At 72.0% G+C, this 13,571-nt stretch carries 13 protein-coding genes; 10 read left to right on the top strand and 3 right to left on the bottom strand.

The annotated features are described in order from the left end of the window. Positions 1–47: 47 nt before the first annotated feature. Positions 48–572: a hypothetical protein gene (locus DT073_RS05750; RefSeq protein WP_124292522.1), complete on the bottom strand. Its 525-nt coding sequence runs from the start codon at positions 570–572 to the stop codon at positions 48–50. Between the two features lie 286 nt (positions 573–858). Between DT073_RS05750 and DT073_RS05745 the strand changes: the two genes are divergently transcribed. The 4 genes from DT073_RS05745 (at position 859) to DT073_RS05730 (ending at position 4,804) form a co-directional block, all read left to right on the top strand. Beyond that, positions 859–2,097, top strand: coding sequence for an MFS transporter (locus DT073_RS05745; RefSeq protein WP_124292521.1), 1,239 nt, complete (start codon positions 859–861; stop codon positions 2,095–2,097). A 49-nt stretch (positions 2,098–2,146) separates the two neighbouring features. Next, entirely contained in the window at positions 2,147–2,698 is a 552-nt protein-coding gene (locus tag DT073_RS05740; protein WP_124292520.1) for a DnaJ family domain-containing protein, read from the top strand. Positions 2,699–2,783: 85 nt separating this feature from the next. Continuing rightward, positions 2,784–3,350, top strand: a complete 567-nt coding sequence (locus DT073_RS05735; RefSeq protein ID WP_124292519.1) for an SRPBCC family protein — start codon at positions 2,784–2,786, stop codon at positions 3,348–3,350. Further along, on the top strand, positions 3,347–4,804 hold the full coding sequence (locus DT073_RS05730; RefSeq protein WP_124292518.1) for a phytoene desaturase family protein: 1,458 nt from the start codon (positions 3,347–3,349) through the stop codon (positions 4,802–4,804). Before DT073_RS05735 ends, DT073_RS05730 begins: the two co-directional genes overlap by 4 nt. Before the next feature lie 14 nt (positions 4,805–4,818). Here the strand turns inward: DT073_RS05730 and DT073_RS05725 are convergent, their stop codons facing one another. Beyond that, a complete protein-coding gene (locus DT073_RS05725; RefSeq protein WP_124292517.1) occupies positions 4,819–5,325 on the bottom strand; it encodes a bifunctional nuclease family protein in 507 nt (168 codons plus the stop codon). A gap of 86 nt (positions 5,326–5,411) precedes the next feature. On the opposite strand from DT073_RS05725, the gene DT073_RS05720 reads away from it, so the two are divergent. The 5 genes from DT073_RS05720 to DT073_RS05700 are packed head-to-tail and all read left to right on the top strand — an operon-like array spanning position 5,412 to position 10,229. Then, a complete protein-coding gene (locus DT073_RS05720) occupies positions 5,412–5,906 on the top strand; it encodes a metallophosphoesterase family protein (protein WP_124292516.1) in 495 nt (164 codons plus the stop codon). A 25-nt stretch (positions 5,907–5,931) separates the two neighbouring features. Continuing rightward, positions 5,932–6,909 carry a 2-phospho-L-lactate transferase gene (gene cofD, locus DT073_RS05715; protein WP_124292515.1) on the top strand — a complete coding sequence of 326 codons (978 nt, stop codon included), beginning with the start codon at positions 5,932–5,934 and terminating at the stop codon, positions 6,907–6,909. Between the two features lie 9 nt (positions 6,910–6,918). Next, positions 6,919–8,175, top strand: coding sequence for an FAD-binding protein (locus DT073_RS05710; RefSeq protein WP_124292514.1), 1,257 nt, complete (start codon positions 6,919–6,921; stop codon positions 8,173–8,175). Between the two features lie 27 nt (positions 8,176–8,202). Continuing rightward, on the top strand, positions 8,203–9,123 hold the full coding sequence (locus DT073_RS05705) for an oxygenase MpaB family protein (protein WP_124292513.1): 921 nt from the start codon (positions 8,203–8,205) through the stop codon (positions 9,121–9,123). Positions 9,124–9,140: 17 nt separating this feature from the next. After that, on the top strand, positions 9,141–10,229 hold the full coding sequence (locus DT073_RS05700; protein WP_205783039.1) for a DNA polymerase IV: 1,089 nt from the start codon (positions 9,141–9,143) through the stop codon (positions 10,227–10,229). A 3-nt stretch (positions 10,230–10,232) separates the two neighbouring features. On the opposite strand, the gene DT073_RS05695 is transcribed toward DT073_RS05700, so the two are convergent. Further along, complete coding sequence (locus DT073_RS05695) at positions 10,233–11,378, bottom strand: ROK family transcriptional regulator (RefSeq protein ID WP_124292512.1); 1,146 nt, start codon at positions 11,376–11,378, stop codon at positions 10,233–10,235. Between the two features lie 62 nt (positions 11,379–11,440). Between DT073_RS05695 and DT073_RS05690 the strand changes: the two genes are divergently transcribed. Then, a complete protein-coding gene (locus tag DT073_RS05690; protein ID WP_240638784.1) occupies positions 11,441–13,570 on the top strand; it encodes an alpha-galactosidase in 2,130 nt (709 codons plus the stop codon). Position 13,571 lies beyond the last annotated feature (1 nt).

Here is a 13,571-nt window from a genome sequence, read left to right as displayed (position 1 = left end):
CGGCGCCGCTTCGTCTTGACGTCCAGGAGGGGCGTCCGTTCAGGGGGTCAGTCGAGCAGGCCGCTGACCAGGCCGTCGACCTCGCCGGAGACATCGCCGACGACGTCGCCGACCGAGGCGCCGATGTCGCCGATCGAGGTGTCGGTGTCGTTGCCCGAGGCGACCTCGTTGCCGGAACCGATCGGGGCATCGACCGAGGTGTCGTTACCCGAGGCGATCGGCGCCTGAACCTCGTTGCCCGAGGCGATCGGGGTGTCGTTGCCCGAGAGGATCGGGCCGTTGGCGACGTCGTCCACCACGGGCCCGCTCACGATCGGGCCGTTGACCAGCCCGCCGTCGACACCGTCGACGCTCACGTCACCGGTCTGCGCGGAGTTGCCGCTGGCCTGCAGCGCGTCGTTGAGGATGTCCTGGAAGGCCTCGAGGGTCGTCAGAGCCGACACCGTGGTCTGCGTCTCGTCGGCGCTCGAGACGGTGTCGGCGTTGGCCGGAAGTGCCAGGCCGGTCACGGTCAGGGCGGCGATTCCGAGGCCTGCAGTGAAGACTCCGGCGCGAGTGATGTTCTTACGCATTCTCATTTCCTTCCATCTGTCGTGTGCGACTTCCGCCGCACGTGGGGTGATCCGGAGAACCCCCGCGATCGGATGGCGTCGTGACCCGCCAGCACCACCCGTCCACGCGGCAGACGCCCGCGATTCCGCGGCGGTGCCGGCATCCTGGGAGTTCACTGAACGCCGCGGATGCTGCCGCGGAAGGGGGCTTGGTAGACTCATCGGGCTCTGTGCATCACCTCGCGCTTCGCGCAAAGGCGGCACGAAACGCCGCCCGACGATCCGCGCGGCCGACCGAATCGACCTGATGCATATGACTTCTTCTGCTGCGCCCCGCCCGACCTCCCTGATCCGGGCCGCTGGTCTGTCGTACTTCCCCATCGCGCTCGTCGCGCGTCTGCCGTTCGCCATGGTGGTCGTCGGACTCCTGACCCTCGTGGTCTCGGCCCGCGACTCGCTGGCCCTCGGCGGGGTGACCGCCGCGGTGACCGGCCTCGGAACCGCGATGTTCGGCCCCCTTCTGGGGGCGGCGGCAGACCGGTTCGGTCAACGACGGGTGCTGCTGTGCGCGGGTCTGGTCAACAGCCTGCTGCTCGTCGCGATCGCGTGGCTGGCATTCGCACCGGTGCCCGATGCGGCGGTGCTGGCCGCCGGGTTCCTCATCGGCGCGTCCACACCCCAGGTCGCCCCGTTCTCGCGGAGCCGCCTCGTGGGGATCATCACCCGCGCCATCGATCCCGCCCGCCGGGACGCCGTTGTCAGCGGCACCATGGCCTACGAGTCGGCCGCCGACGAGATCGTCTTCGTCTTCGGACCGGTGTTCGTCGGCGTCCTCGCCGCCACGCTCGATCCCGTCGCGCCCGTCCTCGGCGCCGCAGCCCTCGCGGTGATCTTCGTGTCGGCCTTCGCGCTGCATCCGTCCGCCCGCGTCGAGGCCGGCCTCCGTGATGGCGCCCCCGCACCGGCCCCGGCGCGCGAGCTCATCCGGGTCGCGGCACCCGTGGTGGGAGCTCTGGGAATGGGCCTCTTCTTCGGCACGATGCTCACCTCGCTGACCTCGTTCATGGCCGACCGCGGCATCGCCGAGCAGGCGGGCGTCGTCTACGGCGCGATGGGACTCGGCTCGGCGGCGCTGGCGCTGGGCGTCGCGGCGTTCCCCGCCCGGTTCACGCTCGGCGCACGCTGGATCGTCTTCGCCGCCGTTCTCGTCACCGGCACCCTCGCGCTCCCGTTCGTAACGAGCGTGGTGGCCATGACCCTCACCCTTCTCCTCATCGGTGTGGGCATCGGCCCGACCCTCGTCACCCAGTACAGCCTCGCCGCCCACCGGAGCCCTCTCGGGCGCTCGTCGACGGTGATGACGATGCTCGGCTCGGGCATCGTCGTCGGACAGTCGGCCTCGACCGCGGTGGCCGGCGTCGTCGCGGAGTACCTGGGAACGGATGCCGCGCTGACGCTGCCGTTCCTCGCCGCGACGATCGTGCTGCTGGCGGGTGTCGTCGACGCGGCGTCGGCGCCGCGCCGTCGGCTGCGCTTCGGCGGCTGAATGCGGCGTGCGGCCCGCTCGGCACCTCGGGCGCGTACCGTGGACGAGCATGGAGGATCCCAGGCTCCGCGCCGCGCGCTACCGCGTCGAACGGCTGCAGCAGGACGAGACCCCGGACGCGACGGGCGAGAACCTCGAAAAGGCGCCGACGTCCACTCCGGCGGAACGCGCCGCCTACGTCGAGGTCGCCATCCAGCAGGCGATCCGACGAGGGGATTTCGACGACCTTCCCGGGGCCGGCAAGCCCCTCCCCGATCTCGGACGCGCCCACGACCCGGACTGGTGGATCCGTCGCAAGATCGAGCGTGAGCAGCTGACGGGGCTCGGTCCCCCGGCGCTGACCCTGCGGGTCGAGGACGCCGAACTGTCGGGGAGACTGGACGCCCTCTCGCGGGAGGAGGACGTGCGCGAGGCCGTGGAGGACTTCAACCGACGGGTGAAGCTCGCACGGATGCAGCTGCTCGGCGGCCCGCCCGTGGTCACCGCCCTCCGCGACGTCGACGCCGAGGTCGCGGAGTGGGCAGCACGCCGCCGGGCGCGGATGCCGGCTCCCGACGAGGCCCCACCCGCACGACCGTGGTGGCGCAGATCGAAGCGGTGAGCGACCTGTCAACCGGGTGCGCGTCGCGACCGGTTGGACCTACGGTCGAGACATCCGGAACGAGATCGCCCGGGTGGAGGCCGAGATGTCACGCAACACACGAGAGATGACGTGCGCGCCCGAGAGCGTCTTCGAGGTGCTCGCCGAGGGATGGCTCTTCCCGACGTGGGTGGTCGGCGCGTCACGCATGCGGGATGTCGACGCCGACTGGCCCGCGGCGGGTTCGCGTCTTCACCACTCCTTCGGCGCCTGGCCCGTTCTGATCAACGACGAGACGATGTCGACCGAATGGAGCCCGCCGCGGCGCGCGGTGATGGTCGCCACCGGTTGGCCGATCGGCGAAGCCCGCATCTCCATCGACGTGAAGCCGCGCGGCGAAGGCTGTGTCGTGCGGCTGCAGGAGGAGGCCATCGCAGGGCTCCCCCGCTACCTCCCCGATCTGCTCTTCGATCTGCTGCTTCATCGGCGCAACGCCGAGACGCTCCACCGCCTCGCGTATCTGGCCGAGGGCCGCCACGCCCGCACGCGCGAGACCACCGCCGAAGAGGAGAACGAAGAGGCGGGGCGCCCCTCCTCCCCCGATGTCGCGGACGATCACGAAGCCGAAGAGGCCGCCCAGGCGGCTGAAGCGGCCGAAGCGGCGCGCGAATGAGGCGGGCGGGCGAACTCGACGCCGTCGTCGTCGGCGCGGGGCCCAACGGCCTGGCCGCTGCCGTCACGCTGGCCCGGGCAGGGCTCGGCGTCCGGGTCTACGAGCGACTCGGCGCCGTCGGCGGCGGCACCGCGACATCCGAGCTCACCCTCCCGGGGTTTCGCCACGACGTCTGCTCGGCGGTGCACCCGCTTGCTCTGGCGTCGCCGTTCTTCCGCGAGTTCGGGCTCGGCGACCGCATCCGGTTCGAGGTGCCGGAGATCTCCTTCGCCCATCCTCTCGACGGCGGACGCGCGGGCGTCGCCTACCGCGACCTCGACCGCACCGCCGACGACCTCGGCCGCGACGGCGCGGCCTATCGCGCTCTCCTCGGACCCCTCGTCGCCGCATCCGATCAGATCGCCGATTTCACCACCCACCCGCTCGTGCGCGTCCCCCCGCACGTGATCGCACCCGTCGCGTTCGGTCTGGCCGCGCTGTCGCAAGCCGGTCGCTGGTGGAACACCCCGTTCACCGAGGACATCGCGCCGTCGATGATCACCGGGGTCTCGGCCCACACCATCCTTCCTCTGCCGAGCCTGGCGTCGGCGGCGGCGGGACTGGCGCTCACGACCTACGCGCACGCGCGCGGCTGGCCGATCCCGATCGGCGGCAGCCAGGCGATCGCCGACGCCCTCGCCGACGATCTGCTCGCCCACGGCGGCGAGATCGTCACCGACACCGAGGTCACGAGCCTCGACGAGCTCCCGCCGGCGCGCACCGTGCTGCTCGACGTCACCCCGGCCGCGCTCATCCGGCTCGCCGGTGGGAGGATGCCGGCGGCGTACCGCCGCGCGCTGGAGCGGTTCCGGTACGGCAACGGCGTCCTCAAGGTGGATTTCGCCCTCTCCGGCCCGGTGCCGTGGGCGAATGACGCCGTCCGTCGTGCAGGGACGGTGCACGTCGGCGGCACCCGGGCGGAGGTGGCGGCGGCCGAGAACGTCGTCGCACGCGGCGGGGTGCCCGAGCGGCCCTACGTGCTCGTGGCCCAACCCAGCACCTTCGACGACAGCCGCGCGCCGGCGGGCATGCACACACTCTGGACCTACACGCACGTGCCGGCGGGATCGGCCGTCGACGTCACCGAGGCCGTCATCGCACAGATCGAACGGTTCGCCCCGGGCTTCCGCGATGTGATCGTCGCCAGCTCCACGCTCACCGCCGTCGAGATGGAGCGACACAATCCGAATTACCCCGGCGGCGACATCGCCGCCGGCCTCCCCGATGTGCGCCAGCTCCTGGGGCGCCCGACCCTTTCCCCCGAGCCCTGGCGCACCGCGATACCGGGGGTGTACCTCTGCGGCGCGTCGACGAGCCCGGGGCCCGGGGTGCACGGGATGGCCGGATGGCTGGCGGCGCGCAGCGCCCTGCGACACGAGTTCGGCACCCGCATCCTGCCCAACCTGGCCCCCTGAGGTCGCCCTGCGCGTCAGCCCTGGAAGTCTTCCGGGTCGACCTCGTCGAGGAAGCGCTTGAACTCCTCGAGCTTCTCCTCCTCGAGCCTGTCGTCGTCTTCGAACTCCATCGCCGAGACCGGGATGCCGGCGTCGGCCAGCACCTCGTCGGCCACCCAGATCGGTGCGTCGACGCGGGAGGCGAGCGCGATCGCGTCGGAGGGACGGGCGTCGAGCACGCGCCGGCCACCCGGAAGCAGGAGAGTGATCTCGGCGTAGAAGGTGCCGTCGTCGATGCGGGTGATCTCGACCCGCTCGACCTGCGCCGACACCGTCTCGAGCAGGGTCTTCATCAGATCGTGGGCGAGCGGGCGCGGCGGTTCGGCACCCTCGACGGCGATGGCGATCGACGTGGCCTCCTGCGCGCCGATCCAGATGGGGAGCATCCGCGGACCGTCCACCTCTTCGGTGATCGGCCGCAGCAGGATCACGTACTGGCGCGCGGCGTCGAGCGCGACGCCGATCACACGAACCTGGACCATGCCGACCTCCTCGATGTCGACGGCGAGGATGTGCCCATCGTAGGCACAGCGGCCGCCGGGCGGCGATGGTCAGTCAGACTCGATCCATGCCGACGCGTCTGCTGCTGATCTCCGACACCCACATCCCCGGGCGGGCGCGCAGCCTGCCCGATGCCGTGCGTCGTGAGGCCGACGCCGCCGATCTCATCATCCACGCCGGCGACTGGGTGACTGTCGACGTGCTCGATGACCTGCAGGGCCACGGCGAGGTGCTGGGGGTGTACGGCAACAACGACGGCGATGACCTGCGGGCCCGTCTCCCCGAGTTCGCCGAGCGGACGATCGAGGGAGTGCGATGGGGCGTCGTGCACGAGACCGGCGATGCGAAGGGCCGGGAGAGACGGATGACGCTGCGCTACCCCGACCTCGATGTGCTCGTCTTCGGGCACAGCCACATCCCCTGGGACACGACCACCGCGTCGGGATTGCGCCTTCTCAACCCCGGCTCGCCCACAGATCGTCGGCGTCAGCCGCATCACACGCTCATGACAGCGGTCGTCGACGATCGGGCTCTCCGCGAGGTGACGCGCGTCGAACTCTGACTCGGCGCGCGGGTAGCGTTGACGGGTGAAGATCACCGTCATCGCAGGGGGCGTCGGCGGCGCACGATTCGTGCGCGGCGTCCGGGAGTTCGTTCGCCGCAGCGACGAGGACCACACCATCGACGTGGTCGTCAACACCGGGGATGACTGGTGGCTGGCGGGTCTTCGCATCTGGCCCGACCATGACAGCATCCTCTACACCCTCGCCGGGCAGAACGACGAAGAGCGCGGCTGGGGCCGGCGCGGCGAGAGCGAACGCGTGTCGGCGGAGCTTCGCACCTGGGGCGTCACCCCCGAGTGGTTCACCCTCGGCGACCTCGATCTCGGCACTCACATCGCCCGGACGGCGTGGCTCCGCGCCGGCGAGACACCCACGGAGGTCGCGCGGCGTCTCGGCGCCCGGTGGGACCTCGGCGTGACCCTGCACCCGGCGACCGATGACGAGGTCGACACCCACATCGTCACGCCGGACGGCGAGCGGCTGCACTTCCAGGAGTGGTGGACCCGGCACCGCGCGCGCCTTCCGGTCGCGCGGTTCGAGCAGAACGGGATCGACGCGGCGCGCCCCGCCCCGGCCGCGCTGGACGCGATCACCGCCGCGGATGTCATCCTCGTCGCCCCGTCGAACCCCGTGGTCTCGATCGGCCCGGTGCTCGAGATCCCGGGTATCCGCGCCGCGCTCGCCACCGCATCCGCGCCGATCGTCGGCGTCTCGCCGATCATCGGCGGGGCCGCGGTGCGGGGCATGGCCGAGGCGTGCCTTGCCGTCATCGGCGTCGACGCCGACGCGGGCGCCGTCGCCCGGCACTACGGCGCGCGCGCCGCCGGCGGCGTGCTGGATGGCTGGCTGGTCGACGACGAGGACTCACCGGCGGTGCCGGGTATCGAGGCCGCGGGGATCGTCGCCCGCGCTGTTCCGCTGTGGATGAAGGATGCCGATACCTCGGCCGCCCTCGCCGCCGATGCGGTCGCGCTGGCCCGGACGGTCGCCGATCTCGGGTAGACCTGTGGGGTGACCACCAACTGGGCAGGGAACCTCACGTACCGCGCTGCGCGCATCGTCGAACCGATCGATGAGGCCGAACTGAGCGCCATCCTCGATCGTGCGCGTGGCGATGGCACCACCGTCCGCGTGCTGGGGAGCCGGCACTCCTTCAACGACGTCGCCGACACCGACGGGGTGATCATCTCCCTCGCCGGCCTCGCCACCGCCGACCGCGTGAGCGTCGCGCCCGACCGCCAGACCGTGCGGATCCCCGCGGGCATCCGCTATGGCGACCTGGTGCCCGTGCTCGAACGCGAAGGTCTCGCGCTGGCGAACCTCGCCTCCCTCCCTCACATCTCCGTCGCCGGCGCCGTGCAGACCGGCACGCACGGGTCGGGCGACCGCGTCGGAGCCCTCGGCACCCAGGTCGCCGGCGTCGAACTCCTCACCGCCGCCGGAGAGCGCATGACGCTCACAAGGGGCGAGGACGGATTCGACGGCGTCGTCGTCGGGCTCGGCGCGCTCGGCATCGTCACGCACCTGACCCTCGACGCCCTGCCGCACTTCACCGTCGCGCAGACCGTCTTCGAGGGTGTGCGATGGGATGACGCGCTGAGCCGCTTCGACGAGCTCACCGGTGCGGGCGACAGCGTGAGCCTGTTCACACGGTGGACGGACGCCGACGTCATCGACCAGGTGTGGGTCAAGTCCCGGACGACTTCGGACCCCGATGACCTGTCGACGTTCGGCGCCCGGGCCGCCGACGGACCCCGTCATCCGATCCCCGGCATCGACCCGACCCCGTGCACGGCGCAGGAGGGCGTCCCGGGGCCCTGGTACGACCGGCTTCCGCACTTCCGGCTGGCGTTCACCCCCTCGGCGGGTGAAGAGCTGCAGTCGGAGTACCTCGTCGCCCGCGCCGACGCCGTAGCGGCGATCCAGGCCGTGCGGGGGCTCGCCGACCGGATCGCGCCGCTCCTTCTCACGTGCGAGGTGCGCACGATGGCGGCCGATGATCTGTGGCTCTCCCCCGCGTACGGGCGCCCGACCGTCGGCATCCACTTCACGTGGCAGCGCGACGAAGCAGCCGTGCGCGCCCTCCTCCCCACGCTCGAAGCGGCTCTCCCCGCCTCCGCCCGTCCGCACTGGGGGAAGGTCTTCACGATGCCCGGCGACGAGATCCGTCGCCGCTACCCGCGGTTCGACGACTTCTCGGCGCTGCGGGCGCGTCTGGACCCCGACCGCCGGTTCGTCGGTGACTACCTCGCGCGACTCGGTCTCTAACCTGCGGAGGCGTGGCACGCTGGAAGCATGGGCACCGGATCGCTCGCTCCCCCGCGTTCGTCGACGCTGCGCTCTCGCCTGCTCACCGCGCTGTCGGGCGACCCCAACGGCACCCCGCCCTGGGTGCGGGCCCTCGCCGACGGCGACGACGCCGGCTACTTCGCCGACGGCGGGGCCGTGTGGACCGTGCACGCCGGCACGAGCACGCTGATCGCGGGCATCCGGGCGCTGCTCATCCAGGCGCTCCACCCGGGCGCATTGGCCGGCGTCCACGACCACTCGCGGTACCGCGATGATCCCATGGGGCGCCTGTCGGGCACCGTGCGGTGGATCCTGTGCGTCACCTACGGCTCGACCGAGCAGGCCCGGCGCGAGACCGCGCGAGTCGGGCGTCTGCACCAGCGGGTGCGGGGCACGTACGACGCCGCCGACGGCGAGCGCGCCTACTCCGCCGACGACGCCGACCTCGTCGAGTGGGTGCATCTGGCGTTCACCGAGGCCTTCCTCGGCGCGCACAAGATCTGGGGTGGACCCATTCCGGGCGGAAGCGACGCCTACGTCCGGGAGTGGGCGCAGGCGGGCCGACTGATGCGGGTCGCTCATCCCCCCGAGACCGAGGCCGCACTGCGGGAACGCCTCGCGGCGTTCACCGGCGAGCTGCGCCGCGACGAGCGCGTGGACGACGTCGTGCGGTTCCTCCGCCGCGTGCCGCTTCCCGGCTCGATGGGCGTGAGCTACCGACTGCTGTTCGCTGCAGCCGTGGCGAGCCTGCCCCGCGAATACCGGAAGCTGCTCGGGCTGCGCCGACTGCCGCTGCCGGTGATCACGCTCGCGCGGGTCGCGCTCGCGGCATCCACCCGCGCCCTCGGCGCCGGGCCCCGCGCGCAGGATTTCGCCCGCGAACGCCACGCACGGCTCGGATTCCCGCCGCCCGTGGGCCAGGACTGACCGGTCGGAGCACGCCGATGGCCCAGAGCGAGGCAGAGACGCGTCGCTGGGTGCTGCACGTCGACCTCGACCAGTTCATCGCGGCCGTCGAGGTGCTCCGCCACCCTGAGCTCGCCGGGAGGCCCGTGATCGTCGGCGGTCGGGGTGACCCCACGGAGCGCGCCGTCGTCTCGACCGCGTCGTACGAAGCACGGGAGTTCGGCGTCGGGTCGGGGATGCCCCTGCGGATCGCCGCGAGGAAGGTGCCCGACGCGGTGATTCTGCCGGTGGATCACGACGCGTACACCGCCGCCTCGGAGGAGGTGATGGCGACGCTTCGCGTCCAGCCCGGCGCCGTGGTGCAGGTGCTCGGGTGGGATGAGGCATTCGTGGGCATCACCACCGCCGACCCCGAGGGGTACGCCGAGAATTTGCAGCGCGCGGTGCTCGAGCGCACCCGGCTGCACTGCAGCGTGGGCATCGGCGACACCCTCGTGCGGGCGAAGAACGCCACCGGATTCGGCAAGCCGCGCGGTCGCTTCCGCCTCACCGCGGACACCTGGCTGGCAGTGATGGGCGACCGGCCCACGATCGAGCTCTGGGGCGTCGGCACGAAGATCTCGCGGCGCCTCGAGGCGCTCGGCATCCGAACGGTGCGCGACCTGGCGGTCGCCGAGACCGCGCCCCTCGCGGCGGAGTTCGGGCCGAAGATGGGGCCGTGGTATCGCCAGCTCGGCCGCGGTGACGGATCGAACGTCGTCGATGACACCCCCTGGGTCGCACGGGGGCACAGCCGCGAGACGACATACCAGCAGAACCTCGTCGCGCGGGAGGAGATCGAGGCGGCGGCGCTCGTCCTGCTCGCGCAGGTGCTCGACGACGTCGCCGCCGAGGGGCGCCCCGTCGTCGGCCTCGGGCTCAAGGTGCGCTACGCGCCCTTTCTCACCAAGACCTTCACCCGCCGGATCGCCGAGACGCACGACCGCGAGAGGGTGATCGCCGAAGCATCCGCTCTCCTCGCCAAGATCGAGCCCGACCGGCCGGTCCGGCTGCTCGGGATGCGGGCGGAGATGGCCATGCCGGATGATGCACGCGGAGGGCACACGCCCACCCGCAGCGGCTGGTGACACTCAGACGATCGGAGCCTTCGCGAGATCGATCCGGTCGACCGCCGCCTGGATGGCCACCGCGGCCGCGCCTCGCGCCCACGCGGGAAAGCCGCTCTCGTCGACATGCAGCTCGACGGCGTCGGCGCGCCGATCCCGGGCAGCGGCGATCGCTGCCCGGACACGGTCCTCCGCGGCGACGAAAAGGCCGACCCCGTCACCCGCGAGCACGACCGCACGCTGCTGCGTGAGGCCGGCCACGAGCGCGATGAGGCTCCCGAGCGCGTCGGCGAGCGCGTCGATGATCGGGGCGATCCTCTCATCACCCCTCAGCACCAGGGCACGGAGGTCGTCGTAGGCGACGGGTCGGCCGAGCGCACCGGCGCATTCGGAGAGGATCGCCGCCGTCGTCAGCATCTGGGCGCAGCCCCGGTGACCGAGCAGGCAGACCGGGCCCGACGACGCGACCGGCACGTGCCCCACGAGGTCGGCGCCCGCGGCCGCACGGACCACGCGGTCGTCGACGACCAGCCCGTGCCCCACCCCCGCCCCGATCGTGATGAGCGAGAATCCCGGGATGCCGCGGCCGTGCCCGAACCAGTGCTCGGCCTCGGTGAGCGCGATGACGTCGTTCTCGACCGTCACCGGCACCCCGAGGCGGGGAGCGAGGAGCGGAGCGAGGTCGACGTCGGCCCAGTCGAGGAACGGTGCGAACACCGCGCGTCCCGACCGGACGATGCCGCCGAGACTCACCCCGGCCGCGCGGAGCTGCACGGGGTCTGGGGGGAGGCCACCGGCGAGGAGGCCGTCCACCAGGTCGGCGATGAGCGCACACACCGCCTCGGGTTCGGTCGAGACGAGCGGCCGGTCGCCGCGCGCGAGCACCTCGGCCCGCGCATCGGTGATGACCGCATAGGCGCGGTCGCCCGTGAGCTTCACCCCCGCGAACCGACCCCACCCCGGGGAGACGTCGAGGGGGGTGACGGGGCGGCCCACCAGGCCGTCGACCGTGTGCGGCCGTTCGACGAACACGCCCTGATCGAGGAACGGCTTGACCAGGCGCGTCAGCGTCGCCGGCGACAGGGCGAGGCGGTGCGCCAGTGCGCTCCGGGCGATCGGGCCGTGCACCAGGACGGCGCGCGCGAGGGCGGACTCGCTTGCAGTCAGCACGGCGCCTCCTACGACCGGGCCTCACCGCGGTCGGGGAATATTTTCCTGATAGAAATATTGTCATGAACCCCCGCGACGACGTCCTTCATCTCCGACGCGGCGGCACGAGTGTCATCCTCGATCTGTCGACCGCCCCTCTCCCGACGATCGTGCACTGGGGCGCCGACCTCGGCGAGCTGCCCGTCGCCGCACTCTCCTCGCTCGCGGTCGCCGCCCGCCCGCAGCGGGTCTCGGGTGGTCTCGACGCCACACCGCGTCTCACGGTGATTCCCACCGAGGCGGCCGGATGGATGTTCACCCCCGCCATCGAGGGCCACCGAAGCGGCGCAGGCAGCAGCATCCTCTTCGCCCTCTCACAGGTCACCGCCGACGATCACTCGGCGACGCTCGAGCTCGTCGACGCCGCGGCGGGTCTCTCCGCACGGGTCGAGCTGACGCTCGGCGTCGCGGGGGTGTTCACCCAGCGGGTGACCCTGCGCAACACCGGTGACTCGGCGTTCACGGTCGACCGGCTGCAGGCGACGTTCCCCCTGCCCTGGGACGCGACGGAGATCCTCGACACCACCGGCCATCATCTGCGCGAGCGCGCGCCGCAGCGCCGGCCCCTCGCCCTCGGCACCCACCTGCGCGAGAGTCGGCGGGGGCGGCCGGGCGCCGATGCCACCGTGCTGCTCGCCGCCGGGCGCCCGGGCTTCGGGTTCGAAGCCGGACTGGTGCACGGCCTCCACGTCGCGTGGAGCGGCAACCACCGCGTCCTCGCCGAGCGCACGAGCAACGGCGATGCGTTCCTCGCCGGCGGCGAGCTGTTCCTCCCGGGGGAGGTCGTGCTCGCTCCAGGCGAGGAGATCGCGACACCCCCCGTGATGGGGTCCTGGGGTGAGGGTCTGAGCGCGCTGTCGCACCGGTTCCATGACGAGTGGCGGGCGCGCCCGCAGCATCCGTCCCGTCCGCGTCCGATCACCCTCAACACCTGGGAGGCGGTGTACTTCGACCACGACCTGGCCCGGCTCACGGCCCTCGCCGCCGCCGCCGCCGACGTGGGTGTCGAGCGATTCGTGCTCGATGACGGGTGGTTCCTCGGCCGCCGCGACGACACCGCCGGTCTCGGTGATTGGCTGGTCGACCCCGTCGTCTGGCCCGACGGGCTGCATCCGCTCGTCGACCACGTGCGGGCCCTCGGCATGGAGTTCGGGCTGTGGGTCGAGCCCGAGATGGTGAACCCCGACAGCGAGCTGGCCCGGCGGCACCCGGACTGGATCCTGCGCGGACGTGCCGACCTGCCCCCGTCGGCACGGCAGCAGCAGGTGCTGGATTTGGCGCACCCCGACGCGTATCGCTACATCTCCGAGCGACTGCACGCACTGCTCGAGGAGTACCCGATCGCGTACCTCAAGTGGGACCACAATCGCGACCTCGTCGATGCGGCGGCGGGCCCTGGCGGAGTCGCGCGGGTCCATGCCACCACGCAGGCGCTGTACCGCCTTCTCGACGAGCTGAAGGCCGCGCACCCCGCACTCGAGATCGAGAGCTGTGCGTCCGGCGGGGCGCGGGTCGATCTGGGAATCCTCGACCGCACCGACCGGATCTGGACGAGCGACAGCCTCGACCCGCTCGAGCGCCTTCCCAACCAGAGGTACACCGGGCTCGTCGTGCCGCCGGAGATGATGGGCGCACACCTGACGACTCCGCACCTGCACACGTCGGGCCGGACGGTCGATCTCGAGCTGAGCGCCGCGGTGGCCCTCATCGGGCACGTCGGCATCGAGTGGGATCTCACGGCCACCGACGCGGCCACCCGCGCGCGCATCGCGGAGTGGGTGGTCTACGCGAAGTCGCTTCGCGAGATGATCGCCACCGGTCGCACGGTGCATGTCGACGGCGCCGACCCGGGGGTGGACGTGCGCGGTGTCGTCGCCGCGGATCGCTCGCAGGCGATGTTCACGATCGTGCAGACGGCGACGGATGCCGCGTGGCCGCCGGGGCGCGTGCGCATGCCCGGCCTGGACGATGACCGGCTGTACCGTCTCACGCTCTCGCCGCTCACGCGCGACCATGATGCCGGGCAGTCGGCGCTGGAGTGGGCGACGGTCGACACGGTCCTGACCGGCCGGCAGCTGTCGGTCGTGGGACTGCGGCCCATGGTGCAGCAACCGCAGCGCGCGATCGTCGTCGACGTGGTGGCGGTGGATTGAC

The organism is Microbacterium sp. ABRD28 (assembly GCF_003850245.1).
Classification (GTDB): Bacteria; Actinomycetota; Actinomycetes; order Actinomycetales; family Microbacteriaceae; genus Microbacterium.
The sequence above is the reverse complement of the archived record's forward strand: the minus strand, read 5'-3'. Positions and strand labels throughout refer to the sequence as shown.